The organism is Pseudomonas mendocina (assembly GCF_003008615.1).
GTDB lineage: Bacteria > Pseudomonadota > Gammaproteobacteria > Pseudomonadales > Pseudomonadaceae > Aquipseudomonas > Aquipseudomonas mendocina_C.
Genome location: NZ_CP027657.1, coordinates 629229 through 653756, shown reverse-complemented (window position 1 = coordinate 653756; position 24528 = coordinate 629229). Strand labels below are relative to the sequence as shown.

23 protein-coding genes are annotated in these 24528 nt (G+C 63.6%); 13 read left to right on the top strand and 10 right to left on the bottom strand.

All coding sequences use genetic code 11. The annotated features are described in order from the left end of the window. The first annotated feature begins 95 nt into the window (after positions 1-95). The 11 genes from C7A17_RS03075 to C7A17_RS03025 all read left to right on the top strand — a co-directional run bounded on the left by C7A17_RS03075 (position 96) and on the right by C7A17_RS03025 (position 11196). Entirely contained in the window at positions 96-1217 is a 1122-nt protein-coding gene (locus tag C7A17_RS03075) for a sugar diacid recognition domain-containing protein (RefSeq protein WP_106736627.1), read from the top strand. Between the two features lie 160 nt (positions 1218-1377). Continuing rightward, positions 1378-2745, top strand: coding sequence for a GntP family permease (locus C7A17_RS03070; RefSeq protein ID WP_106736626.1), 1368 nt, complete (start codon positions 1378-1380; stop codon positions 2743-2745). Positions 2746-2800: 55 nt separating this feature from the next. Beyond that, positions 2801-3955, top strand: a complete 1155-nt coding sequence (locus C7A17_RS03065; RefSeq protein WP_106736625.1) for a glycerate kinase — start codon at positions 2801-2803, stop codon at positions 3953-3955. 119 nt (positions 3956-4074) lie between these two features. Next, positions 4075-4536 (top strand): outer membrane lipoprotein, encoded by a 462-nt coding sequence (locus tag C7A17_RS03060; RefSeq protein WP_106736624.1) that lies wholly within the window; start codon positions 4075-4077, stop codon positions 4534-4536. A 330-nt stretch (positions 4537-4866) separates the two neighbouring features. Next, positions 4867-7659 (top strand): monovalent cation/H+ antiporter subunit A, encoded by a 2793-nt coding sequence (locus C7A17_RS03055; protein WP_106736623.1) that lies wholly within the window; start codon positions 4867-4869, stop codon positions 7657-7659. Beyond that, a complete protein-coding gene (locus C7A17_RS03050; protein WP_106736622.1) occupies positions 7660-7989 on the top strand; it encodes a Na+/H+ antiporter subunit C in 330 nt (109 codons plus the stop codon). Then, entirely contained in the window at positions 7986-9491 is a 1506-nt protein-coding gene (locus tag C7A17_RS03045) for a monovalent cation/H+ antiporter subunit D (protein WP_106736621.1), read from the top strand. Before C7A17_RS03050 ends, C7A17_RS03045 begins: the two co-directional genes overlap by 4 nt. Further along, a complete protein-coding gene (locus C7A17_RS03040; protein ID WP_106736620.1) occupies positions 9488-9985 on the top strand; it encodes a Na+/H+ antiporter subunit E in 498 nt (165 codons plus the stop codon). Before C7A17_RS03045 ends, C7A17_RS03040 begins: the two co-directional genes overlap by 4 nt. Continuing rightward, positions 9970-10239 carry a K+/H+ antiporter subunit F gene (locus C7A17_RS03035; RefSeq protein ID WP_106736619.1) on the top strand — a complete coding sequence of 90 codons (270 nt, stop codon included), beginning with the start codon at positions 9970-9972 and terminating at the stop codon, positions 10237-10239. The genes C7A17_RS03040 and C7A17_RS03035 overlap by 16 nt, the downstream gene beginning before the upstream one ends. Positions 10240-10258: 19 nt before the next feature. Beyond that, positions 10259-10597: a Na+/H+ antiporter subunit G gene (locus tag C7A17_RS03030; RefSeq protein WP_106736618.1), complete on the top strand. Its 339-nt coding sequence runs from the start codon at positions 10259-10261 to the stop codon at positions 10595-10597. Between the two features lie 83 nt (positions 10598-10680). Further along, on the top strand, positions 10681-11196 hold the full coding sequence (locus C7A17_RS03025; RefSeq protein WP_106736617.1) for a GNAT family N-acetyltransferase: 516 nt from the start codon (positions 10681-10683) through the stop codon (positions 11194-11196). Positions 11197-11261: 65 nt separating this feature from the next. On the opposite strand, the gene C7A17_RS03020 is transcribed toward C7A17_RS03025, so the two are convergent. The 4 genes from C7A17_RS03020 to C7A17_RS03005 all read right to left on the bottom strand — a co-directional run bounded on the left by C7A17_RS03020 (position 11262) and on the right by C7A17_RS03005 (position 15721). Then, positions 11262-12872: an NAD(P)/FAD-dependent oxidoreductase gene (locus C7A17_RS03020; protein WP_106736616.1), complete on the bottom strand. Its 1611-nt coding sequence runs from the start codon at positions 12870-12872 to the stop codon at positions 11262-11264. Between the two features lie 174 nt (positions 12873-13046). After that, the gene (locus C7A17_RS03015) at positions 13047-14243 is read right to left on the bottom strand and encodes an MFS transporter (protein WP_234035876.1); all 1197 of its coding nucleotides are present in this window, start codon (positions 14241-14243) and stop codon (positions 13047-13049) included. A gap of 32 nt (positions 14244-14275) precedes the next feature. Next, positions 14276-14878 (bottom strand): NADPH-dependent F420 reductase, encoded by a 603-nt coding sequence (locus tag C7A17_RS03010; RefSeq protein ID WP_106742705.1) that lies wholly within the window; start codon positions 14876-14878, stop codon positions 14276-14278. Between the two features lie 78 nt (positions 14879-14956). After that, positions 14957-15721, bottom strand: a complete 765-nt coding sequence (locus C7A17_RS03005; protein WP_106736615.1) for an SDR family NAD(P)-dependent oxidoreductase — start codon at positions 15719-15721, stop codon at positions 14957-14959. A 116-nt stretch (positions 15722-15837) separates the two neighbouring features. On the opposite strand from C7A17_RS03005, the gene C7A17_RS03000 reads away from it, so the two are divergent. Further along, on the top strand, positions 15838-16767 hold the full coding sequence (locus C7A17_RS03000) for a LysR family transcriptional regulator (protein ID WP_106736614.1): 930 nt from the start codon (positions 15838-15840) through the stop codon (positions 16765-16767). Positions 16768-16830: 63 nt separating this feature from the next. Here C7A17_RS03000 and C7A17_RS02995 read toward each other — a convergent pair whose 3' ends face one another. Beyond that, positions 16831-17490: a COG3650 family protein gene (locus tag C7A17_RS02995; protein WP_106736613.1), complete on the bottom strand. Its 660-nt coding sequence runs from the start codon at positions 17488-17490 to the stop codon at positions 16831-16833. Positions 17491-17615: 125 nt separating this feature from the next. Here C7A17_RS02995 and C7A17_RS02990 point away from each other — a divergent pair, with 125 nt between their 5' ends. Next, the gene (locus C7A17_RS02990; RefSeq protein ID WP_106736612.1) at positions 17616-18497 is read left to right on the top strand and encodes an RluA family pseudouridine synthase; all 882 of its coding nucleotides are present in this window, start codon (positions 17616-17618) and stop codon (positions 18495-18497) included. 67 nt (positions 18498-18564) lie between these two features. Here the strand turns inward: C7A17_RS02990 and C7A17_RS02985 are convergent, their stop codons facing one another. From C7A17_RS02985 to C7A17_RS02965, 5 genes are all read right to left on the bottom strand, one after another. After that, on the bottom strand, positions 18565-19539 hold the full coding sequence (locus tag C7A17_RS02985; RefSeq protein ID WP_106736611.1) for a Bug family tripartite tricarboxylate transporter substrate binding protein: 975 nt from the start codon (positions 19537-19539) through the stop codon (positions 18565-18567). Positions 19540-19644: 105 nt separating this feature from the next. Continuing rightward, a complete protein-coding gene (gene tcuB, locus C7A17_RS02980; RefSeq protein ID WP_394337068.1) occupies positions 19645-20811 on the bottom strand; it encodes a tricarballylate utilization 4Fe-4S protein TcuB in 1167 nt (388 codons plus the stop codon). 4 nt (positions 20812-20815) lie between these two features. Then, the gene (gene tcuA / locus C7A17_RS02975; protein ID WP_106736610.1) at positions 20816-22270 is read right to left on the bottom strand and encodes an FAD-dependent tricarballylate dehydrogenase TcuA; all 1455 of its coding nucleotides are present in this window, start codon (positions 22268-22270) and stop codon (positions 20816-20818) included. Positions 22271-22406: 136 nt separating this feature from the next. Further along, positions 22407-23342: a LysR family transcriptional regulator gene (locus C7A17_RS02970; protein ID WP_106736609.1), complete on the bottom strand. Its 936-nt coding sequence runs from the start codon at positions 23340-23342 to the stop codon at positions 22407-22409. Between the two features lie 138 nt (positions 23343-23480). Then, positions 23481-24521 (bottom strand): AbrB family transcriptional regulator, encoded by a 1041-nt coding sequence (locus C7A17_RS02965; RefSeq protein WP_234035875.1) that lies wholly within the window; start codon positions 24519-24521, stop codon positions 23481-23483. Positions 24522-24528 lie beyond the last annotated feature (7 nt).

The window sequence follows — 24528 nt, the reverse complement described above, 5'->3', positions numbered from 1 at the left end:
CCCTACCAGGGTTTTGGATGCATTCTGGGTGGTTTCCCGAGGTGTGAGCTCGTAGCTGGCCTACAATGCCGGCTCCCGTCGTGGAGCCATTTCTCATGCTCGAACTCGATTCCACCCTGGCGCAGCGCATCGTCGACCGTGCGATGGCCATCCTGCCGCACAACATCAACGTGATGGATGCTCAGGGCATGATCATCGGCAGTGGTGATCCCAGCCGACTGCACACCCGTCATGAAGGTGCGCAACTGGTGCTGGCCAACCGCCGTGTGGTGGAAATCGACGCACAGGCGGCGGCCTGTCTGCGTGGCGTCAAGCCGGGCGTCAACTTGCCGCTTCGTCATGCCGAACAACTGATCGGCGTGCTCGGCATCACCGGTGATCCCGAGGTGGTGCGCCCCTACGCCGAGCTGGTACGCATGGCCGCCGAGATGCTGGTGGAGCATCGTGTGTTGCAGGCTGAGCGGCATTGGCAGCGGCATCAGCAGGAAGCCTGGTTGCGTCAGTTGCTCGATCCGCAACAGGCCTTGGCCAGTCTCGAGGCGGAGGCCGAGCGGCTGGGACTGAATCTGGGCTGGCCCCGGCAGATGTGCCTGCTGCGTCTGGTGGAGCAGGGCGACCCGCTGCCGCGCCAGGCGCGTCTGCTGGCGGCGCTTGGAGGCAAGAGCGAGCATCTGGTGGCGCCGCTGGGGCGTAATGAATTGCTCTGGTGTCGTCCCTATAACGCCAGTCGCGATGATCAGGCCTGGTTGAGCCAGGCTGATGAGCGCGAATGGGGCGTGCGTTCCCTGGCCTTGAGCGACCCTCTGGGCGACCTTGCCGAATTGCGTCAGGCCAGCCTGGTGCTGCGTGATCTGCAGGCTTATGGACAGGCGCGCTTCCCGCGGCGTCGCCTGCTATCGCTGGAGGAGCTGCGCCTGCCCACCTTGCTTTATGCGCAACGCCACAGTTGGTTGTTACAGGGGTGGCTGGCGCCGTTGCGCCAGGTTCTGGCTCAGGATGCACAAGGCACGTTGCGGGCCACGCTGGAAGCCTGGTGCGCCCATGATGGCCAGATTCAGACCTGTGCCCAGGCATTGGGCATTCACCGTAATACCCTGCGTTATCGCCTGGAGCGCATTGGCGAGCTGAGTGGACTCGACCTCAATCGTTTCGATCAGCGCCTGCAATTATCCCTTGGCCTGGGTCTGTTGGGTGTCGAGGGTGACGAGTCCCGTTGAAGGGTTATTGTGCGCCTGAACTAAACGGCTCGTTCAAGGCTCTTGTCTTTTGGTGCAGGTGCACAGGGTCTGCCGCTCAAGGCTGAGCCACAATGGCCTGCCTGTCGGCATTCCCAGCCGGATACTGCATCCGGTCATAACAACAATGAGGAGACTGGTCATGGGCCTGGTCCTGATCCTGGTGGCGCTCATCGCGTTCATCGTACTGTCCACTACACGCTTGAAGTTGCACCCCTTTCTCGCCTTGCTGGGCGCCGCGATCATCGCCGGTTTCGCCTATCAGCTTCCCGCTCCCGAGATTCTCAAGACCGTCGCGTCGGGTTTCGGCGGCATTCTCGGCTACATCGGTATCGTCATCGCGCTGGGCACCATCATTGGGGTGATCCTGGAGCGCAGTGGCGCAGCCATCACCATGGCGGAGACCGTGATTCGTCTGCTGGGCCAGCGTTTCCCTACGCTGACCATGTCGATCATCGGTTATCTGGTGTCCATTCCGGTGTTCTGTGATTCCGGCTACGTCATCCTCAACTCGCTGAAGAACGCCCTGGCGGCGCGGATGAAGGTATCCGTGGTGGCCATGAGCGTGGCATTGGCCACCGGTCTGTACGCTACCCACACCTTCGTGCCGCCGACCCCGGGGCCGATTGCCGCTGCCGGCAACCTCGGCCTGGAAACCTCGCTGGGCCTGGTGATCGCTGTCGGCCTGGTGGTCGCGCTGGTTACCGCGCTGGCTGGCATGCTGTGGGCCAATCGCTTCCTCAAGCAGAACGACAAGGATCTGCTGGAAGAGGCGCCGAGCGAACTGCTCGACGATGCGGTCGATTTCGAGGCCCTCAAGGCCCGCTATGGCAAGTTGCCCAGCGCCTTCCAGGCTTTCGCGCCGATCTTCGTGCCCATCGTGCTGATCTGCCTGGGTTCCATCGCCGTGTTCCCCAGCAAGCCGTTCGGTGATGGTCTGCTGTTCGGCATGCTGAATTTCTTCGGTCAGCCCATTGCGGCGCTGCTGGTTGGCCTGGCTCTGGCCTGCACGCTGCTCAAGAGCGCCGACAAGCGCCAGGAATTCCATGATTACGTCGTCGATGGCCTGGTGTCCGCAGCGCCAATCCTGCTGATCACCGGTGCTGGTGGCGCTTTCGGTGCGATCCTCAAGGTCACCCCGCTGGGTGATTACCTGGGTACTACGCTGTCGGCACTGGGCATTGGTCTGTTCATGCCGTTCGTGGTCGCCGCCGCGCTGAAGAGTGCACAAGGTTCGACGACTGTCGCGCTGGTCACCACCTCTGCCTTGGTCGCGCCACTGCTCGGTCAGTTGGGGCTCGATAGCGAGATGGGCCGCGTGCTCACCGTCATGGCCATCGGGGCGGGAGCGATGACTGTTTCGCATGCCAACGACAGCTTCTTCTGGGTCGTCACCCAGTTCAGCCGCATGAAGGTTTCCACGGCTTATCGTGCGCAAACGGTCGCTACCCTGATCCAGGGTGTCGCCGGCATGATCACCGTCTGGCTGCTTAGCCTGGTTCTGCTGTAATTCGCTTCATTGGCGGACGGTTTTCGGGCCGTTCGTCCCTTCCGAGGTTTCCATCATGAAAATCGTCATCGCTCCCGACTCCTTCAAGGAGAGTCTCAGTGCGCCCGATGTGGCCGCAGCCATCGCTCGCGGCTGGCAACAGGTGTTTCCCGAAGCCGAATGCCTGTTACGGCCTATGGCCGATGGCGGCGAGGGCACGGTGGATGCGCTGCTGGCTGCCGTAGGTGGCGAGCGGCGCGAGCATCAGGTACGCGGCCCCATGGGTGAGCCGGTCACGGCGCATTGGGGCTGGTTGGGGCAGGGCACAGCGGTCATTGAAATGGCTGCTGCCAGCGGCCTGCACTGGGTGCCGCGTGAGCAGCGTGATGCACGCCGGGCCAGTAGCTTTGGCACGGGCGAGCTGATCAGGGAGGCGCTCGAGGCTGGGGCGAGGCGCATTATCCTCGGGCTTGGCGGCAGTGCCACCAATGACGGTGGGATGGGCCTTCTGCAGGCGCTTGGCGTGCGTTTTCTCGATGAGCAGGGGCATGAGCTGGCGCCAGGCGGTGCCGCGCTGGCTGGGCTCGATCAGATCGACCTGAGTGGCCTGGATGCACGGCTGCTGCAGGTACAGGTCGAGGTCGCTGCGGACGTCGATAACCCGCTCTGCGGCCCGCGCGGTGCGTCGGCAGTGTTCGGCCCGCAGAAGGGGGCGACGCCCGAGCAGGTCGTCGAACTGGATGCTGCGCTGGAGCGTTATGCGCACGTCGTTGCGTCTACGCTTGGCGAGGATCACGGGCAATTTCCAGGCGTAGGTGCGGCGGGCGGCCTTGGTTTTGCCGCGCGGGCGTTCCTGAAGGCCAGCTTCCGGCCGGGCATCGAGCTGGTTGCCGAGCTGTCCGGGCTGGCCGAAGCGGTGCAGGGGGCTGATCTGGTGATTACCGGTGAAGGGCGAATGGACGAACAGACCCTGCACGGCAAGACGCCCATGGGCGTGGCGCGCGTCGCACGCGCAGCTGGTGCGCCGGTGATCGCCTTGGCTGGTAGCCTGGGCGAGAACTACCAGGCGCTTTACGACGCCGGCATCGAAGCCGCGTTCAGCCTGGCGCCGGGACCGCTTTCGCTGGAGCAGGCGATGGCTGGTGCTGCAGCGGAGTTGCAGGCGCGCGCGGTGGATATCGCTCGGCTCTGGCGCCTGAGCGGTCTGGCACGAGCCGAAGCGCTACGCTGATTCCACGTATAGAACCTAGCTGAACTCTGTCTGTCTGAATCTACTATTGTTGAGGCATGTTGGTGACGACTGCCTGGGCGTGGCGTCTAATGGATCGAGATATCTCTGGAGGAATTGCTATGCGTAAACCTACTCTGCTCATCACCTCGCTGGCTGCGTTTCTGCTTCTCGGCGGTTGCCAGTCCAGCCTGACCGGCGACACCTACAGCCGTGACGAGGCCCGAGCTGTGCAAACGGTGCGCATGGGAACCATCGAGTCGCTCCGTCCTGTGAAGATCGAAGGTACCAAGACGCCGATTGGTGCTGGTGCCGGTGCGGTGATCGGTGGCGTTGGTGGTAGTGGCGTCGGTGGTGGTCGGGGTAGCGCCGTCATGGCGGTGATCGGTGCAGTTGCCGGCGGCTTGCTGGGCGCCGCAGCCGAAGAGGGCCTGACGCGTACCCAGGGTGTCGAAATCACCGTGCGTGAAGACGACGGCACCATGCGGGCCTATGTGCAGGAAGTCGAGCCGAATCAAGTGTTCAGGGTTGGCGAGCGCGTTCGTATCATGACCGTCAACGGTACCAGTCGCGTCACTCATTAAGTCTGCATCTCTATGAAAGTCGGAGCGGTGCGACACCGCTCCGACTTTTTTATTCCTGCGTCATTCATGGCGGCTAACCTCCAAGCCCCGCACTGACGAGGGGAACATCACCCCTGGCGCCCTCGCATTCGTACAGTCATTGCAACATGCTGTTTTTAGTAATAATTCAATGCATGACGATGGTTCGATAGTTATGGATAATCGCTGGCTATTCTGGTTCTGACGACGGTGTAGCCGTTTCCGGGCGGTAGGGACTGCCGCCGTCACGGACTTTTGACTCCAGTTCATGCCGCCGGGTCGCGCCGGCCGTTCCGCATAGAGGGGGTGCCGATGGTACTTGCGCTGATTATCGCCTTGCCGTTTCTCGGGCTGATCCTGCCCGTGCTGGCCGACCGCTTCGGCCGTCTGGCTTGTGCCCTGGCCACAGCCATTGCGCCGCTCACGGCCCTGATCCTGCTGCTGATGCAACAACCGCGTGTGTTCGCCGGTGAAGTGCTGCGCGTGCAGTACGAGTGGCTGCCACAACTGGGCTTGAACCTTAGCCTGCGCCTCGATGGCCTGGGCTTTTTGTTCGCCCTGTTGATCCTCGGCATCGGTTTGTTGGTGATTCTCTACGCACGTTACTACCTGTCGAAGCGCGACTCGATGGGACAGTTCTTCTCCTTCCTGCTGTTGTTCATGGGCGCCATGCTGGGCGTGGTGCTGTCGGAAAACCTGCTGCTGATGATGGTGTTCTGGGAGCTGACCAGCCTGTCGTCGTTCCTGCTCATCGGTTTCTGGGGCTGGCGTTCCGAAGCGCGCAAGGGCGCGCGCATGGCGCTGACCGTCACAGGCGGCGGTGGTCTGGCGCTGCTGGCCGGTATCCTGCTGATCGGCAACATCGTCGGCAGCTTCGAGCTGACCGACGTGCTGGCTTCGGGCGACCTGATCCGCGCCCATGCGCTGTATCCGCTGGCGCTGATCCTGGTGCTGCTTGGGGTGTTCACCAAGTCCGCACAGTTTCCCTTCCATTTCTGGCTGCCGCACGCGATGGCGGCACCCACGCCGGTTTCGGCCTATCTGCACTCGGCGACCATGGTCAAGGCCGGCGTGTTCCTGCTGGCGCGTTTGTACCCGGCACTGGCCGACTCCGACTGGTGGTTCTATCTGGTCAGCCTCACCGGCCTGACCACGCTGCTGGTCGGCGCCTGCATGGCGTTGTTCCAGCATGACCTCAAGGGACTGCTGGCTTACTCGACCATCAGCCACCTGGGCCTGATCACTCTGTTGTTCGGCCTGGATACCCGTCTGGCAGCCGTGGCGGCGGTGTTCCACATCATCAATCATGCGACCTTCAAGGCCTCGCTGTTCATGGCCGCGGGCATCATCGACCACGAGACCGGCAGCCGCGATATGCGCAAGCTCGCCGGGCTATGGCGGTACATGCCGCATACGGCCGTGCTGGCCATGGTGGCCGCTTCGGCGATGGCCGGGGTGCCGTTGCTCAACGGCTTCCTCAGCAAGGAAATGTTCTTCGGCGAAACCCTCAATCAGCACCTGTTTGGCAGCTTCAATTGGGTGATTCCGGCGGTGGCGACGCTGGCCGGTGTATTCGCCGTGGCCTATTCGCTGCGTTTCATTCATGACGTGTTCTTCAACGGCGAGCCGCATGATCTGCCCAAGTACCCGCCTCATGAGCCGCCGCGCTATATGAAGGTGCCGGTGGAGATTCTGGTCTTCCTCTGCCTGCTGGTCGGCATCGTGCCGACCTATACGGTGGCACCGCTGCTGGCCAGCGCCGCAGGTGCGACCCTTGGCGGCGAGCTGCCGGAGTACAGCCTGGCGATCTGGCACGGTTTCAACCTGCCGCTGCTGATGAGCTTCATCGCGCTGTTTGGCGGTATTGCCGTCTACGTGCTGCGCAAGCCGCTATACCACTGGTACGACGGACTGCCGAGCGTCGATGCCAAGCTGGTGTTCGACAACGCGCTGGTCGGCCTGATCAAGTTGGCGCGCCGCTTCACCGGCCTGCTGGAGAACGGTTCGCTGCAGAGTTATCTCGGCTGGATGCTCGGTGCCACGCTGCTGCTGCTGATCGTCGCGCTGAGCCCGCTGCAGAACCTCACCGGCTCGGTGGAGCTGACGCCGCTCGATGGCATCACGGTGCTGGGCATGATCCTGCTGATGGGCAGCGCGCTGTTGACCGTGTATTTCCATCGCCGTCGCCTGGTGGCGTTGATGCTGCTCAGCCTGGCGGGGTTGATGGTGGCGCTGGCCTTCGCCCGTTTCTCGGCGCCGGATCTGGCGCTGACCCAGGTGTCGGTGGAAGTGGTGACCATCATCCTGTTGATGCTGACGCTGTATTTCATGCCGGATCGCACGCCGGTCGAGTCCAGCAGTCTGCGTGCATTGCGTGATTTCACCCTGGCTGGTGGTGTCGGTGCGGTGGTGGCGATGCTCGCCTACGCGGTGCTGACCCGTCCCTACCAGAGCATTTCCTCGTTCTTCCTCGACAATAGCGTCTCCGGCGGCGGTGGAACCAATGTGGTCAATGTGATCCTGGTGGACTTCCGCGGTTTCGATACCCTTGGCGAGATCACCGTGCTGGCGATTGCCGCCATCGGTATCTACGCACTGTTGTACGGCCTGCACCTCCCACATCCGACCCATGACAAGAACGGTCGTCTGTGGTCGACCGACAGCCACCCGATGATCCTCGACAACCTGGCGCGGGCCTTGCTGCCGCTGGCGCTGCTGATCGCCGTGTTCATCTTCATTCGCGGCCACAACCTGCCGGGCGGCGGCTTCATCGCTGGCTTGATCACCGCGGTCGCGCTGATCCTGCAATACATCTCTCATGGCGTGACCTGGACGCAGCAGCGCCTGCGTTTCAGCTATCACAGCATGGCCGGTTGGGGCGTATTGATCGCCGCATTCACCGGTCTCGGCAGTTGGGCGTTCGGCGTGCCGTTCCTGACGTCCGCCTTCGATCATTTCCACATCCCGCTGATCGGCGAGATCGAGCTGGCCACGGCCATCCTCTTCGACCTGGGCGTCTACCTCGCGGTAGTGGGGGCCACGCTGCTGATCCTGTCCAACCTCGGACACGTCGGCCAGGACGAATCCTGCAAGGAGGTCATCTAAATGGAGGTGTTGTTCGCCATCACCCTTGGGGTACTCACGGCTGCCGGTGTCTACCTGATCCTGCGCGCACGGATCTTTCCGGTGGTCATGGGGCTGACCCTGATTTCCTACGCGGTCAACCTGTTCATCTTCGCTATGGGGCGGCTCGGCACCGGGGTGCCGGCGGTGATCGGACGCAGTCCGGCCTATGGTGACCCACTGCCGCAGGCGCTGGTATTGACTGCCATCGTCATCGGCTTCGCCATGACCGCTTTCGTCGTGGTACTGGCACTGCGCGGCCTGGGTGAGCTGAAGACCGATCACGTCGACGGCGAGGAGCCGCGCGTATGAATCATGCTCTGATCCTGCCGATTCTGTTGCCGATGCTGGCGGGTGCCTTGCTGCTGGTTGGCCACAATCTGAGCAAACCCCTCAAGCGCGCGCTGTCGCTGACGGCCACCTGGGCCTTGGTGCCGCTGGGACTCTACCTGGTATTGCTGGCCGACGATGGCCAGTTGCGCGCCTATGCACTGGGCAATTGGCAGGCGCCGTTCGGCATCATGCTGCTGCTCGACCGCCTCAGCGCGCTGATGCTGCTGCTGACCGCGGTGCTGGCCGGTTTCGCCGTGCTCTACGCCTGCCGTGGTGACGATGCGCGCGGGCAGAACTTCCATGCCCTGTTCCAGTTCCAGTTGCTGGGTATCAACGGCGCTTTTCTCACCGCCGACCTGTTCAACCTGTTCGTCTTCTTCGAGATTCTGCTGATTTCCTCCTACTCGTTGCTGGTGCATGGCAACGGCAAGGATCAGATCAGAACCGGTGTGCATTACGTGGTGCTCAATCTGCTTGGCTCGTCGTTCTTCCTGATCGGCGTGAGCATGCTCTACGGCCTGACCGGCACGCTGAACATGCCGGATCTGGCGCAGAAAGTGGCCGACGCCGACCCTGAGCTGGCGCCGCTGCTCAGCGCCGCCGCCTATCTGCTGCTGGTGGTGTTCGCCCTCAAGGCGGCGGTGTTGCCGCTGTACTTCTGGCTGCCGAGGGCCTACGCCTCGGCGCCTGCCCCGGTGGCGGCGCTGTTCGCGATTATGACCAAGGTCGGCCTGTATTCGATCTTCCGCGTGTTCACCCTGGTCTTCGGTGAAGGTGCTGGCCCACTGGCCAATATGGCCCATGAGATGCTCTGGTGGTTGGCGTTGCTGACACTGGCGGCAGGCGCCATCGGTGCACTGGCTGCCGAACGCCTGCAAGTGCTGCTGGGCTACCTGGTGGTGGTGTCGGTGGGCACGCTGCTGGCGGGCTTCTCGCTCGGTACGCCACAGGCGTTGAGTGCCGCCCTGTATTACCTGCTGCACAGCACCCTGATCAGCGCGGCGTTGTTCCTGCTGGCCGGGTTGATCGTGCGTCAGCGTGGCCCGGCGCGTGACGATCTGCACCTGCTGCAGGCCCTGCACCAGCCGCTGCTGCTGGGCGCGCTGTTCTTCGCCGCGACCATTTCGGTGGCAGGTTTGCCGCCATTTTCCGGCTTCCTCGGCAAGCTGTTGCTGCTGCGGTCGGTAGAGCCGGGCAGTCAGGCGCTGTGGTTGTGGTCGGTGGTGCTGCTCTCAGGGTTAGTCACGCTGGTGGCGCTGAGCCGCGCCGGTAGCCAGCTGTTCTGGCACAGCCATGGCCGGCCGCTGGAGAACACCGAACCGGCCGATTGGACGCGCCTTGGCGCAACGCTGGGTCTGTTGCTGGCCAGCCCCTTGCTGCTGGTAATGGCGCAACCGCTGCTGGCCTACGCACAGGCCACCGCCGAGCAGTTGCTCAACCTGCAGCCGTACCTTTCGCTGATCAATGGAGGTGAGGCATGAGACGTCTGTTTCCCCATCCCCACCTGACCCTGCTGCTGGCCGTCATCTGGCTGGCGTTGGTCAACACCATCGCGCTCGGCCAGGTCTTGCTCGGCCTGTTCCTCGGTTGGGCCATCGTCTGGCTGACCCGTGACTTTCTGCTCAATGTGCCGCACCTGCGGCGGCCGTTGAAGCTGGCCGCGTTCCTGATCAAGGTGTTCTACGACATCGTGCTGGCCAACCTGCACGTCGCGCGCCTGGTGCTGGGGCCGCAGGATCGCCTGCGACCGGCATTCGTCGAGGTGCCGATGGACATCGAGGACGAGTTCCTTCTGTCGTTGCTGGCCTGTGTGGTTTCGCTGACCCCGGGCACCGTCTCGGCTGGACTCAGCAATGATCACAAGACCCTGTTGCTGCATGGCCTGGATGTGCCGGATGCCGATGCCATGATCGCCGAGATCAAGAGCCGTTACGAAGCGCCGCTGCTGGAGATATTCGAATGCTCGCCTACGTGATTCCTGTCTGCCTGTTCATCATCGGCGTGGCCATGGTGCTCAACGTGCTGCGCCTGGTGCAGGGGCCGAGCATGCCGGATCGCGTGCTGGCCCTGGATACCCTGTACATCAATGCGCTGGCGCTGATCGTGTTGTTCGGCATCTGGCTGGATTCCGACCTGTTCTTCGAGATCGCCCTGCTGATCGCGGTGATGGGCTTCGTCAGTACCGTCGCCGTGGGTAAGCATTTGATGCACGGCGACATCATCGACTAGATTCCAAGGAGGTTCTTTTATGCCACTGTGGATCGAAATACTGGTCTCCCTGTTCCTGCTGATCGGCAGCCTGTTCGCCTTGGTTGGCGCCATCGGCCTGTACCGTCTGCCGGACTTCTTCATGCGTCTGCATGGGCCGACCAAGGCCACCACCCTTGGTGTGGGTGGCATGGTCATCGCCTCGCTGATCTTCTTCGGCAGCCGCGGCGAAGGGCTGAGCCTGCATGAGTTTCTGATCACCCTGTTCCTGTTCATCACCGCACCGGTGAGTGCGCACATGCTGTCCAAGGCGGCGATGCAGCAGAAGGTCGAACTGGTCGAACGCACCCGCGGGCGTCCCTGGGAAGACGACCGTTAACAGGCACAGTTCTCGTCTCTTGCTGTACCTGTGTCTGTACCAGGCCAGTCTCTAGACTGGCCTTTTCTTTGGGGAGCCAGGTCATGAACGAAGCCCGCATTCGCCAGGCGCAGCCGGCCGATATCCAGGCCATGTGCGAACTGTTACTCGAACACGGCCCCAACCCCTGGAACTACCTGCCCGAGGCCGAGGTGCGTGCTCACCTGCAGGCCATCGCAAGTGGCGAAACACTGGCCGTGTTGGCCGAGGGCGGCAGTGGCTTGCTCGGTTTCGTCAGCTATCGACTGACCCACGATTTTTCCGCTCATCAGCCCATGGGGCGAGAGCTGCAACAGCACGCGTATATCTGTGAGGCGGTCGTGCATCGCGGCTGTGCGGGGCAGGGGCTGGGTTCACGATTGCTCGAAGCGACGATTGAGCGCATCAGCGCATTGGGCGTGCAAGACGTCTACATCGACCGACACGAGGAGAATGCCGCCTCGGCAGGGATGATGCGCAAGGCTGGATTCACTGAATTGTTGAGCTATGACGACCCTGCACGGCGTAGCCATGGCTCGCGTCGCTCGACCTTGTGCTGCCGGCGCCTTGGTGACCAGTAGGGTGCGCTGTGCGCACCAATTGTTGTACGCAGGAAGAGGTGCGCATGGCGCACCTTGCTAGAGGTTCAGTCCAGGCGAAGCATCGAGCGGCCGACCGCTTCGGCGACGCGAATGCCATCCACGCCGGCAGAGAGAATGCCACCGGCATAGCCTGCTCCTTCTCCTGCCGGGTACAGGCCCTTGAGGTTTAGGCTCTGCAGGTCGGCGCCACGGGTAATGCGCACCGGCGAGGAGGTGCGTGTCTCGATGCCGGTCAGCACTGCATCGGCCAGGTCGAAGCCCTTGATCTGCTTGCCGAAGGCCGGCAGTGCTTCGCGGATGGCCTCGATGGCGAAGTTCGGCAGCGACGGAGCCAGGTCGCCCAGCTTCACGCCCGGCTTGTAGGAGGGTTGTACTTCGCCCAGTGCACTCGACGGCTTGCCAGCGATGAAGTCGCCGACCAGTTGCCCTGGTGCTTCGTAGTTGCGCCCGCCGAGCACATAGGCGTGCGACTCCAGGCGCTCCTGCAGCTCCACACCGGCCAGCGGGCCGCCCGGATAGTCCTGCTCGGGGGTGATCCCGACGACGATCCCGGCGTTGGCGTTGCGCTCGTTGCGCGAGTACTGGCTCATGCCGTTGGTGACCACGCGCTCTGGCTCGGAGGTGGCGGCGACCACGGTACCGCCTGGGCACATGCAGAAGCTGTACACCGAGCGGCCGTTGCTGGCGTGGTGCACCAGTTTGTAGTCGGCGGCGCCGAGCTTCGGGTGGCCGGCGTACTTGCCCAGGCGCGCGCGGTCGATCAGCGATTGCGGGTGCTCGATGCGGAAGCCCACCGAGAACGGCTTGGCCTCCAGGAACACGCCGCGCGCATGCAGCATGCGGAAGGTGTCACGGGAACTGTGGCCGAGCGCCAGGATAACGTGGCGGCTAGCGATCTGTTCGCCACTTTCCAGCACCACCCCGCAGAGTTGATCACCCTCGATCAGCAGGTCGCTGACCCGCTCCTGGAAACGCACTTCGCCGCCGAGCGCCTTGATCTCCTCGCGCATGGTGGCGACCACGCCGGTGAGGCGGAAGGTGCCGATGTGCGGCTTGCTGACGTAGAGGATTTCCTCCGGTGCTCCAGCCTTGACGAACTCCTGCAGCACCTTGCGGCCATGATGGTGAGGATCCTTGATCTGGCTGTACAGCTTGCCGTCGGAGAAGGTGCCTGCACCGCCTTCGCCGAACTGCACGTTGGACTCCGGGTTGAGCACGTTCTTGCGCCACAGGCCCCAGGTGTCCTTGGTGCGTTCGCGTACTTCCTTGCCGCGTTCCAGCACGATGGGGCGCAGGCCGGCCTGAGCCAGAATCAGCGCCGCGAAGATGCCGCAGGGGCCGAAGCCGACCACGATCGGGCGTTCGTCCAGCGGCGTTTCAGTCTTGCCGACCGGCTTGTAGCTGATGTCCGGTGCCGGGCCGACATGCTTGTCATCGTGCAGACGAGCGAGCAGCGCTGCCTCGTCCTTTACCTCGCAATCGAGGGTGTAGATGAACGGCATGTCGCCGAACTTCTTGCGGGCATCGTAGCTGCGTTTGAACACGCTGAAGGCGAGCAGGTCGGCGTCAGGGATGCCCAGGCGTTGGACGATGGCCGGGCGCAGGGCCTCATCGGGATGGTCGAGGGGCAGTTTCAGTTCGGTCAGGCGAATCATGTGGGGCATCCTGTTGGCCGGTGGTGATCCGGCAATGTGAAGAAGGGCGGCGATTGTACGGGATTCGCTGCCCGGATGGAGGAGGCCGGCATTCTGAAATACTGGCGGCTTTGCTCCGTTGAGCGTAGGTGAACGATGTCTTGAGCGCTGCGCCAGTGCAGGCAAATGGGCTGATCAGCCGTGCTGACGTTCGATTGCGCGACCCCGGATGAACATCAGGGCAGCGCCCGCGAAGGCTGCTGCCGCGGCATAGACGATCACGGCTTGCGAGTCGAGGCTGTCGATGATCAGCCCTCCTAGAACCGCACCTGCGGCAATGGCCACCTGGAAGGTCGATGACAGCAGGGCGCCAGCGCTTTCCGCGTGATCGGCGGCAGCACGCGCGTTCCAGATCGAGATCGATACCGGGAAGGCGCCGAAGGCGAAGCCCCATAGCGCAATCGCGACGAAGGCAACGTCGGCCTGCGTGCCGAACAGGATCAGCGTGAGTGCAACGGCAGCGATCAGGAACGAGCAGCTGCTGACCGCCCAGGCCGGACTGCGCGCCGCGATGGCGCCGCCGGCAAGGTTGCCGAAAAAGCCGCTGACACCGAAGGCCAGCAAGGCAAGCGAGACGGTCGCGACATCCAGGCGTGGAACCTCCTCGAGGAAGGGGCGGATGAAGGTCAGAGCAGCGAAGTGCCCGGAAATGACCAACAGCCCGGTGCCGATGCCGATGGCGACCGCGCGCCGCGTCAGGGCCGCCTTGAAGGACGCCAGGCCCGGCGCTGCGGCGGCCGGCAGTTTGGGCAGGGTCAGCATCTGGATCGCCAGCGCCGCCACGCCAATAGCGGACGCGGCCAGGAAGGTTGCCTGCCAGCCCCACAGTTCTCCCAGGTAGGCACCCAGTGGGGCAGCGAAGATGGTTGCGAGCGAGATGCCCATCATGATGATCGAAATGGCTCGCGGCACCTTGTCCGGGGGCACCAGGCGCAGGGCGAGCGCTGCCATCATGGCCCAGAAGCTGCCGAGGGCGAAGCCCAGCAGCCCACGCGCGATCAGTAGTACCGTGATGTTTGAGGCATAGGCCGAAAGGATGCAGGAGAACACCAGCATGCCCATCAACCCCCAGACGATCTTCTGCCGATCGAGGCGGCCCGAGAACAGCACCACCAGTGGCCCGGCGAATGCGGCGATCACGGCCGTGGCGGTGATGGCCTGGCCCACAGCGCCGTTGGATACACCCAAGTCGGCGGCCATCGGCGTCAGCAGACTGATCGGCAGGAATTCCGCCGTGACCAGGCCAAAGGCGCCCAGGGCAAGAGAGATGACGGCCCACCACGCAGCAGACATGGATCGGGTGTCAGCAGCAGATGAATCGGTATGGGGCATGATGGAATCCTTCATTTTCGTCTCCCGGTAGTTCAGCCGAACTGCACCAGTTCGAGCGAGGGCAACGGCCCACCGGGGAATTGCGTCAGGCGGCCACCTTCGGCCAGCTCGCCAAGGTCGATAGCGGCGAAGCCCAGCTCATCGATCAGTGCGCTGACCTGGTTTTTCGCGCGATTGTCGTCACCCGCCAGGAACAGCACACGTCGGCCGCCGCGCTCGGCGGGATCGGCGATGAGCAGTCTGGGGTTCAAGTGGTTGAACGCCTTCACTACATGGGCGCCCGGCACCAGGTCGGCAAACACCTCGCTTGAGGTGCGGCCATGCAGATCGATGGGGTTGAACAGCGGCGCTTCGATCGGGTTGTTGCTGTCGATGACGACACGCCCGGCGAAGTCCGCAAGCCCGGACAGTGCGGCTGGCAGCTTCGACCAGTTCACTGCGACCAGCACGATGGACTGCGCTGCCGCCTGCTCACGGGTACCGGCACGGATGCTCGGGCCGATGGATTGTACCAGGCCTTGCAGGCTCTCTGGCCCACGGCTGTTGGCGAGGATTGCCGGAATGTTCCGACGCGCCAGGGCGCGAGCGAAGGCCGCGCCGATATGGCCGGCGCCGATGATGCCGATGGAGGGCAACTTGCTCATGCTGGGACTCCTTGATACCTGAGGTGGCGGAAAACCATGGGGCAGGCCGACTGGCCTGCCCCGGCGCACTCAGGAGGTCAACCCGCCGTCTGCGAGGATGTCCGCACCGGTGATGAACGAGGCTTGCGGGCTGGCGATGAATGCCACGAGGCTGGCAATTTCGTGTGGCTCTCCGTAGCGACCCACTGCCATGCGAGGCGTCAGGAGCTGGGCTACCTCGCTATCGGCCGGGTTCATGTCGGTGTTCACTGGCCCCGGGTGGATGCTGTTGACCGTGATCCCACGTGGCCCCAGATCATGTGCCAGGCTGCGGTTGAAACCGGCGACGGCGCCTTTGGTCAGGCTGTATGCGGCAAGTCCGGGCACGCCGGCGTACTTGGTGACCGAGCTGGCTATGTGGATGACGCGGCCGCCTGCCTGCATGTGCCTTACCGCTTCCTGGGTGGCGACGAATACACCGGTCACGTTGACCGCGAGCATCTTCTGGTAATCCTCGAAGCTGGTTTCTTCGAACTGACTGAACACGCCGATACCGGCGTTATTCACCAGAATGTCGAGGCCGCCGAACGCTTCTACTGTCTGCGCGACGGCGGCGCGCACGGCCTCGGGATCGGCTGCGTCGGCCTGGATCGCCAGCACGCGACCACCTGTCGACTCGATGGCCGCTGCGGTTTCCTTGGCCTGTTGGGGCGAGCCATTGTAGGTGAAGGCAACCTGCGCACCGTCGGCGGCCAGGCGTTTGGCGATAGCTGCGCCGATGGAGCGAGAGCCGCCTGTTACGAGAGCCGTTTTGCCGGCCAGAGGAAGGGGTTGGGAAGAAATTACGTTGCTCATGGTTCACTCCGTTTGATTGCCGAGACATTCGGTGGAGTGACTATCGTGTTTTCATTGCTCTTTGATTAGTTGCTAATCATTTGGATTATCTTCAAGTATCTATTTAAGATCGCGCCATGGAAACGCTCGCCAATCTTGAATCCTTCGTACGCAGTGCCGAGAGCGGCAGCTTCTCGGCGGCTGCACGTCGCCTTGCTCTGACGCCGGCAGCGGTGAGCCGCAATGTCGCCATGCTGGAGCGCAACCTGGGCGTACGGCTATTCCAGCGCTCGACTCGCAAGCTGACGCTGACCGAGGCTGGAGAGACGTTCCTCAATGCCATTGGCGACAACCTGGAGTCTCTGCAGAACGCCATCGCCGCCGTATCCGCCGATGATGGCCAGCCGGCCGGTGTGCTCAAGATCAGCGTGGCGCCATCCTTCGGGCTCGATTACCTGCTGCCGCTATTGCCCGAGTTTCTCCAGCGCTATCCCCGGGTAAGGCCCGAGTGGCACTTCGAGAACCGGGCGGTCGATCTGATTGCCGAAGGCTACGATGCGGCCATTGGTGGCGGCTTCGAACTGGCGACTGGCGTGGTTGCTCGAACGCTGGCTGCGCTGCATGTCATCGCTTTCGCTTCGCCCGCTTACCTGGCTCGTCACCAGTTGCCAGCCGACCCTTCGGGGTTGATCGAGCTGGATGGCATCGTCATGCGCTCCCTTTCTTCGGGGCGTATCCGCACCTGGAACATGCGCACCGTGCAGGGCGATGAGGTGGCCGCTGCGATGCGAGAAACCATCGTGGTCAATGATCCTGCGGCCGTGCGAGAAGCGGCGCTGCTGGGCCTGGGGGTGGCGATGCTTGCCGTGCCCGATGTGTTGCCCTGGCTGGAGTCGGGCGAGCTGGTGCGGGTGCTGCCGCGATGGTGGGCGGATGCCGGCGCGTTGTCGCTGTATTACCCCAGCCGTCAGTTGCTGCCGGGCAAGACGCGCAGTTTCATCGACTTCGTGGTCGAGGCCTTCGAGCGGGAAGATTATGCGCGGCGTTTCGCCGGCAGTCTGGGCTAGCGGTTAGCGCGGTCGCACGCTTCGTGCGGATGACCCTGCGCAGGATCACCCGCAGTTCAACGGTCAGTTACGCGCGCCGCCGAAGTGCGCGCAGCCACGCATCACCTGGCCGTCGAGACGCAGCTCGGCGCTGAGGTGATTGACTGCGCCACTCATGCCGTCGACGCAACGCTGCGGCGCCAGCCACAGGTCGAGACGCTGGCCGTTGGCTTCGCTGCTGAAGTTGAGGCGGCCGTCCGGTAGTTGTTCTTCCAGATAGGGCAGGGCCAGCGGCTCATGCTCGGGGCGGTTGAGTACCAGGCCCTTGCTGCCGACTTCCACTTGCCAGAACGGCTCGTTGCCGCTGGCGCGCAGGGTCAGGCGCTTGAAGTTGAGATCGTCGCAGCCATGGCCTTCGTTCTGCAGGCGATAGATCTGACTGATCTCGAAGCGCCCGTCGTTGCCTTTGCCCTGACTGCCACCCAGGCGGCCTGCCAGATCGGCGAACAGATCATTGCCGAGTTGGCTGGCTTCGCGTTCGATACCGGTGTTGCCGGCATCGGCCAGCACGAAGCGGCGTTGCTCCTGGCAAGGGGTGAAGGTCAACTGGCCATTCTCGACCTGCACCTGGCCCTGCAGACGGGTGGCCGGAGGCGGACCTTCCGGCTTGCCGGTGTAGACCTGGCAGGCGGCCAGGAGCGGGAGTAGGGCGATGCTGGTGAGCAGGGAACGGGTGATGGACATGGGTCTCTCCAAATACGAGCGGCCACCATAGCCACTGCCGGACGCCCGCTCAAGCCGTTTGCTTTGACTGAGTGCAACGACTGCGGCCTAATTCACCCCTCCGGATTCGTCGAGTGTTTCCCGCAATGCCCAGCCCCGCCATGCGCCCCAGCACCCTTCACTTGCCCCTGGGCGAATGGACAACGGTGCTTGATTGCCTGTGCGATCACTTTCCGGCCATCGATCGTGCCACCTGGTTGCAGCGCATGACGACGGACAAGGTGTTGGATGGCGCGGGTGTGCCTATCGGCCCCGAGCATCCTTACCGCGTCGGGCTCAAGGTGCGTTACTTCCGCGAAGTGCCGAACGAAACGCCGATTCCCTTCGAAGAACAGGTGCTATGGCAGGACGAACACCTGCTGGTGGCGGACAAGCCGCATTTCCTGCCAGTCATGCCGGCCGGTGAATACGTCGAACAGACTCTGCTGGCACGGCTGGTCAGGCGCACTGGCAATCCCGACCTGGTGCCGATCCACCGCATCGACCGGCTGACTGCCGGGCTGGTGCTGTTTTCGGTGAGCCCGAGCAGTCGCGGTCAGTATCAGGCGCTGTTTCGCGAGCGGCAGGTGGAGAAGCGCTACGAGGCCATCGCCCCGGCACTGCCGCAGCTGCAGTTTCCCTACCTGCATCGTTCGCGCATGGTGGATGGCGAGCCGTTCTTCCGCATGCAGGAGGTGGCTGGGCAGGCCAATAGCGAGACGCTGATCGAGGTGCTGGAACAACGTGGTGCGCTGTGGCGTTACGGCCTGTCACCGGTGACGGGCAGGAAGCATCAGTTGCGGGTGCATCTGGCCGGGCTTGGCGCGCCTATCGTGGGCGATGATTTCTACCCCGAGTTGCAGGCGTCGCGGAACCAGCCGGACGACTACGGCAAGCCGCTCAAACTGCTGGCGCGGGGTTTGCGTTTCGTCGACCCCGTGAGCGGCCAGCCACGTGAGTTCGACAGTGCTCTGCAGTTGCAGTGGTGATGTATAAAAAAGCCCGCACGGGGCGGGCTAAACGTGGTTCCTGATCGGAGCCAGAACGGCTCGGGCGTTAGCGCAGTAGGCCGAACTCGTCCGCCAGCACCTTGTACTCGGCCACCTGTTCATGGACGAACTGCTCCAGATCCTTGCCCGTCTTGGCAAAGGGCAGCAGGTCGAACTGCTCGCGGGTCTTGTCGAAACCTTCCTCGGCAAGCAAGGTTTCGAAGCGCTCCTGCCACCAGGCGAAGTCCTCGTCGCTGACCTCTGGGCCCATGTAGAAGCCACGCACGATAGGCCAGACGACGTCATAACCTTGCTCTTTCGCGGTGGGAATATCCGCGAGTTTTCCCGGCAGTCGTTCTTCGGCCATCACTGCGAGGATGCGCACGTTGCCTGCCTCCAGCTGCGCCGTGGCCTCACCAAAGCCGCTGACGATGGCGTGCACGTGGCCGCCGAGCAGCGCCGTCATGGGTTCGCCGCCGCCCTCGAAGGCCACGTAACGCAGTGCCTGCGGATCGATATGCGCGCTGCGGGCGACGAGCGCCGCCTGCATCCAGTCCTGGCTGCCGACGGTGCCGCCCGCGCCGATGACCAGTTCCGATGGCGCCTTTTCCAGCTGTTTGATCAGGTCATCGAAGGTTTTCAGCGGCGAGTCGCGGTGCACGGTAATCGCGCCGTAATCGGTGCCGATGGCGGCGAGCCAGCGTACGGCCTTTTCGTCATAGCGACCGAACTTGCCTTGCGCCAGGTTCAGCAGCGAACCACTCGACCAGGCGGTGATGACGCCGGGTTCTTTCGGCCGCAGTGCGACCACTGCGTTGTAGGCGACGGCGCCGATGCCACCGGGCATGTAGGTGACGCGCATGGGCGCCTTGAGCAGGCCGCTGTCCTTCAGGCCGCTCTGGGCGATCTTGCAGGTGATGTCGAAACCGCCACCGGGCTTTGCTGGTGCGATGCATTCGGGGCGTTTGGGTTCGGCGAGTGCCATGCCGGCGGCAAGCAGACCAGAGGTCAGCAGCGCGGCGCAGGTGAGGCGGTTTTTCATGTGTTCTCCTGTGGAGTTTTATTGTGGTTCAGGCTGGGACACCGCTGGCGGTGTCGGGGCAACGGGCTGGATGCACGGTGCATCCCGCCGGTATGGGGTTGCGGCTCAGTCGCTGCCGAGCTTGAGGTTGTCCGGCTGGCGCTTCTCGATGGCGTACTTGAGCAGCGCCGCGCTACGGAAGATGCCGTGGGCGAACTTGCCGTACGGCATGGTCAGGAAGAACGCCATCACCATGCCCAGGTGAATCGCCAGCAGCAGGGCCATCGCGCCGGTATCGCGCCAGGCCAGCAAGGCCAGGCCGGTCAGGCTGATCAGGAACAGCAGCACGATGAAGCCGCGATCCATGGGCGCCTGGGCGCGGTCACCATGCGCCGGGTCACGGCGATAGTTGAGCCACAGCAATCCGGCAGGCCCGATGAGCAGGCCGATGCCGCCCAGCGTGCCGAGCACGACCGGCAGACTGAGTAGTGGATAAGGCGCCTGCAGGCCGAGCAGGTAGTGGTAAAGCGTGGCCACGCTGGTGGAGGCCAGGCACAGCATGAAGCCGTAGAAGGTGAAGTGGTGGAAGCGGCGGCGCCAGAGGGTGAAGCGGTCGCTTTCGTTGTTGCAGCCCTCGCCATGGCCGCCGTCGAGGTACTTGAGCTTGAGCACCGCACCGGAGGCTTCCGCTACGGCGGCTCCACTGGCGAGCGCTTGCGCGTCGGTGGGGCTGATCGCCCGCCAGAAGCGCGTGACGCCGATGGCCAGGGCGAGAATGGCGAAACCGAAGGCGCCGCCGAACATCAGGGCCAGCGTGTTGTGCGGGAAGATCGCGTAGAAGTTACCGGCCAGCGGCCCGGGAAACAGCGTGCCTTTGACCAGCAGGGTCAGCAGCAGGAACAGCGCCAGCGAGCCTGCCAAGGCCAGCGACAGGGTCAGGCCGTTGCGCTCGTAGAGTGTGCCGAGCTTGCCTGGCCAGGCGTACTCGACATAGGTGTTCAGGCGCACCTTGGCCATGGCCTGCGGCACGTTCACGGCGAACTCGTGCGGTGCGGCGTATTGGCATGCATGCAGGCAGGCGCCGCAGTTGTGGCAGAGGTTGGCCAGGTAATGGACGTCGGCCTTGGCGAAATCCAGTCGACGGGTCATGGCCGGGAACACGGCGCAGAAACCTTCGCAGTAACGGCAGGCGTTGCAGATGTGCATCTGCCGGTCGACTTCGGCTTCGTGGACGTTAAGCAGGGGAATCAGGTTTTGCTGCTCCGCTTTCTTGCTTGGAGAGGCGATTTGTATGATCTCAGGCGATTGCACGGGATTCTCCGTCGCTTGTTGTATGGCGGCGATGACCGGCTGCCGCGGCAGCCTGGCTTCCTGCGATACGGCCGAAAGCAGTGCCGATGGACATGCCGACGCCCGCCGTGTAGCCCTTGCCGAGGACATTGCCCGCCATCATTTCTCCGGCGACGAACAGGTTCGCGCTGGGCTTGCCGGCGAAGTGCACGGCGGCCGTGTCGTCAGTCTTCAGGCCGAGGTAGGTGAAGGTCACCCCTGGCTTGAGCGGGTAGCCGTAGAAAGGCGGGGTATCGATGGGGCGTGCCCAGTTGGTCTTGGCCGGCGTCACGCCTTCGGTGTGGCAGCCGTCGAGGCGGGTATGGTCGAAGTCGTCGCCCACGCAGGCGCTGTTGTAGGCTTGCAGGGTCTTCACGAAGGCGTCGACCGGCAGGCCGAGTTTGCTGGCGAGTTCTTCCAGGCTGTTGGCCGTGGTGCCGGGAAATACCGGTGGCATGAAGCGCCCGATGGCCTTCTGATCGATGATCGAAAACCCCACCTGGCGAGGTTGTTGGGCGACCAGCCGACCCCAGATGGCGTAGCGCTTGGGCCAGAAGTCCTCGCCTTCGTCGTAAAAACGTTCACCCTCGCAGTTGACCACTACGCCGAGCGAGACGCAGTCGATACGGGTGCAGATGCCGCCGTCATAGAGCGGCGCACGAGCGTCGATGGCCACCATGTGAGCCTGTGTCGGATCGCCGATGGTCTCGGCACCGGCATCGATCAGCTTGCGCAGCAGTACGCCGTTGTTGAAGCGGGTGCCGCGAATCAGGAAGTTGTCCGCTGGCCACTCGCCGCGTTCGTTGACGCCCCAGGCTTCGCGCAACCATTCGCGATTGGACTCGAAGCCGCCGGCTGCCAGCACGCAGGTGCGCGCTTCTATGCGCTCGGCTGAATACTGCTTGCCATCGACTTCCCGCGCGCTAATGTGCGCGGCGACGAAGCGATCACCGTCCAGTTCGATGTCGTCGACGGGTGTGTCGTAGCGGATCTCGACACCCAGGCGCTCAGCACTACGGTAGTAAGCATTGACCAGCGCCTTGCCGCCGCCCATGAAGAAGGCGTTGGTGCGTGCCACGTGCAAGGCGCCGGACAGGGGTGGTTGGAAGTGCACGCCGTGGCTGCGCATCCAGTCGCGGCAGTTGGACGATGCTCGGATGACCAAGCGCGCCAGGTGCTCGTCGGTCTGCCCACCGGTGACTTTGAGCAGGTCTTGCCAGAATTCTTCTTCAGGATAGGCATCGACCAGAACATCCTGCGGGGCCTCGTGCATGCAACGCAGGTTGCGGGTGTGCTGCGAATTGCCGCCACGCCAGGCGCGTGGGGCGCCTTCCAGCAGCAGTACGCTGGCCCCGGCCTCTCGGGCCATCAGCGCGGCACATAGTGCGGCGTTGCCACCGCCTATAACCAGAACATCGATCATCGTGTCTCCTCGTTGGCAGAGGAGCGCTACATGATAGGGCTCCCCGTCTGGCGAGGGACTTTAGGAGGGCGTGTGGTGGCTCGAAAGAGCAGGAATGGCGTGGGGTGTTCAGTATTTCTAAACACCCACTCCGGGGTTAGGCGTCATGCTCATCCAGCAGATGAGCGCCGGGCCAGCGAGCACTGCCGACCAGCTCGCGGGTTGTATCCAGGATCGCTATGCGTGCGGCCAGGGCCGCGGGAGACAGCTCATCGTCGGGGAGGGACACCAACAGGTTGCGCCGACCTGCATGGGCATCGCTGATCTGCACCACGTGCAGCCCCTGCTCGCGCGCTCTGGCGGCGACGGAGCCGGGCTGGATGGTGGCGGCATAACCGGCCTTGACCGTGTCCATCAGCAGCGCCAGGCCATCGATGTCCATCACCACGCTGGGTTCGCAGCGTGAATGGGCGAAGGCATTGCTGATAGTGGTGCGCAAGCCGTGCTGGACGCTGGGCAGCACCAGTGGCAACTGCGCAAGCTCATCGAGCTTCACCTTGTCGCCGGTGGGCATGCCAGGCAGGTTGGGAGCGGCGATCACGAAGAGCTTCTCATCGAGCAGGGGCCTGACGCGGCAGCGCCTGCCCGGATCGCTGTGGAAAAGTATCGCCAGATCCAGCTGGCGCGCGTGCAACTGGCTGGTCAGATAGCCGGAGAGCATTTCCACCAGGTGCAGCTGGATGTTCGGGTAACGCTGGCGCATCACCGCGATCAGCGGCAGCGCCAGCACCGATGACGTGCTCGGGGCGAAGCCGACGCTCACGTAGCCACTCATGCGCTCTCGCTGCGCAGCCTGGGCGGCGTTCTCCGCCTGGCGCAGGGTGAGTTGGGCATGGTGCTGGAAGGCGATGCCCGCCGGGGTGGGTGAGACACCGGTGCTGCTGCGTGTCAGTAGGCGGGTGCTGAGCTCGTTCTCCAGCTTGCTGATCTGCTGGCTCAGGGCCGAGGTTCCCACGCCCAGCTCCAGGGCCGCACGTCCCAGGCTGCCGTGCTCGACCACCTTGAGAAAGTAACGCAGTTGTCTCAGCTCCATCGCGTATCCGCCAGTGTGGGAGTGCAGGGTAAAGGGCTTGTCGAGGATAGTGATGTGGCGGGAGAAGAAAAGAGGCTTTTGCTTTGTCGTTCTCCTTGCATGCACGCGTCGCCATAAAAAAAGCCCGCACGAGGCGGGCTAAGCGTGGCTCTTGCACCAGAGCTTGAATAAGGGTTCGGCTAGGAACATCACCAGAAACAGCCTGAGCACCTGTAGCGCGGTGACCAGGGCCACCGAAAGCTGCAATGCCTCTGCCGTCAGACTGAGCTCGGCGATGCCGCCGGGCATGATGCCGAGGATCAGCGACAGGTGATCCTGGCCGGATAGCCAGGCGAGTAGCTCGCCCAGTGCCACGGCACCCAGCATCGCCAGCAGCGTCGACAGCAGCACACGGCCGAGAAAGCCCGGTGCGCTGCGGAAGAAGGCGCGATTGAAATGGCAACCCAGGGCGCTGCCGATCAGCCACTGGCCGAACTGGCCAAGCTCCGCCGGCAATGCCAGGTGCAGGTCGAACATCGCGCTGGCCACCGCACAAACGGTCAGCGGCCCGAGCATCCAGGGGTTGGGCTGGTTCAATTTGTTCCACAGTACGCCCAGGGCGACACCCGCCAGCAGCAACGGCACCAGCCAGCTCCAGTCCACCGGAAAACGCTCAGGTGCCGGGACGTTGGGCAGGCTCCAGGTGAACAGCGCTGGAATCAGCAGCACCACCAGCAGCAGGCGCATGCTGTGCGCCGCTGCCACGCGGGCTGACTGGGCGTCGTGGCGCAGGCCGAGGTTGACCATTTCGCTGGCGCCGCCCGGCATGCTGGCAAAGAACGCGGTGGCGCGGTCGACGCCGGCCCGACGCAGCAGGGCAATACCGGTCACGCTCACCAGCAGTGGGCACAGTGCTCCGATGAGAATGACCCACCAATGAGTGAGCACCTGCTCCAGCACTTCGCTGGTGAAGTGCAGGCCGATGCCGGAGGCGATCAGCCATTGGCCGACACGGCGGCCGCCCGGCACTTCGCTGAAGGGACGATCCGTGGCGCAGCGCAACAGGATCACTGCCAGCAGTGATCCGACCATCCACGGCAAAGGCCAGTCTGCAAGACTGGCCAGGTAACCACCCAACGCGCCGGCCAGTGGCGTAGGCCACCAGCCGCGTGGGTTAAAGGAAGCGATGCTTAGGGACACGCATCTT

Coding starts and splice junctions, on each gene's coding strand:
- C7A17_RS03005 (WP_106736615.1), bottom strand. CDS start 15,721: ATGAGCAACGTAATTTCTTCCCAACCCCTTCCTCTGGCCGGCAAAACG.
- tcuA (WP_106736610.1), bottom strand. CDS start 22,270: ATGATCGATGTTCTGGTTATAGGCGGTGGCAACGCCGCACTATGTGCC.
- C7A17_RS03075 (WP_106736627.1), top strand. CDS start 96: ATGCTCGAACTCGATTCCACCCTGGCGCAGCGCATCGTCGACCGTGCG.
- C7A17_RS03000 (WP_106736614.1), top strand. CDS start 15,838: ATGGAAACGCTCGCCAATCTTGAATCCTTCGTACGCAGTGCCGAGAGC.
- C7A17_RS03020 (WP_106736616.1), bottom strand. CDS start 12,872: ATGATTCGCCTGACCGAACTGAAACTGCCCCTCGACCATCCCGATGAG.
- C7A17_RS02970 (WP_106736609.1), bottom strand. CDS start 23,342: ATGGAGCTGAGACAACTGCGTTACTTTCTCAAGGTGGTCGAGCACGGC.
- C7A17_RS03065 (WP_106736625.1), top strand. CDS start 2,801: ATGAAAATCGTCATCGCTCCCGACTCCTTCAAGGAGAGTCTCAGTGCG.
- C7A17_RS03040 (WP_106736620.1), top strand. CDS start 9,488: ATGAGACGTCTGTTTCCCCATCCCCACCTGACCCTGCTGCTGGCCGTC.
- C7A17_RS03050 (WP_106736622.1), top strand. CDS start 7,660: ATGGAGGTGTTGTTCGCCATCACCCTTGGGGTACTCACGGCTGCCGGT.
- C7A17_RS02990 (WP_106736612.1), top strand. CDS start 17,616: ATGCCCAGCCCCGCCATGCGCCCCAGCACCCTTCACTTGCCCCTGGGC.
- C7A17_RS03055 (WP_106736623.1), top strand. CDS start 4,867: ATGGTACTTGCGCTGATTATCGCCTTGCCGTTTCTCGGGCTGATCCTG.
- C7A17_RS03070 (WP_106736626.1), top strand. CDS start 1,378: ATGGGCCTGGTCCTGATCCTGGTGGCGCTCATCGCGTTCATCGTACTG.
- C7A17_RS03060 (WP_106736624.1), top strand. CDS start 4,075: ATGCGTAAACCTACTCTGCTCATCACCTCGCTGGCTGCGTTTCTGCTT.
- C7A17_RS03030 (WP_106736618.1), top strand. CDS start 10,259: ATGCCACTGTGGATCGAAATACTGGTCTCCCTGTTCCTGCTGATCGGC.
- C7A17_RS02995 (WP_106736613.1), bottom strand. CDS start 17,490: ATGTCCATCACCCGTTCCCTGCTCACCAGCATCGCCCTACTCCCGCTC.
- C7A17_RS03045 (WP_106736621.1), top strand. CDS start 7,986: ATGAATCATGCTCTGATCCTGCCGATTCTGTTGCCGATGCTGGCGGGT.
- C7A17_RS03025 (WP_106736617.1), top strand. CDS start 10,681: ATGAACGAAGCCCGCATTCGCCAGGCGCAGCCGGCCGATATCCAGGCC.
- C7A17_RS03035 (WP_106736619.1), top strand. CDS start 9,970: ATGCTCGCCTACGTGATTCCTGTCTGCCTGTTCATCATCGGCGTGGCC.
- C7A17_RS02985 (WP_106736611.1), bottom strand. CDS start 19,539: ATGAAAAACCGCCTCACCTGCGCCGCGCTGCTGACCTCTGGTCTGCTT.
- C7A17_RS03015 (WP_234035876.1), bottom strand. CDS start 14,243: ATGCCCCATACCGATTCATCTGCTGCTGACACCCGATCCATGTCTGCT.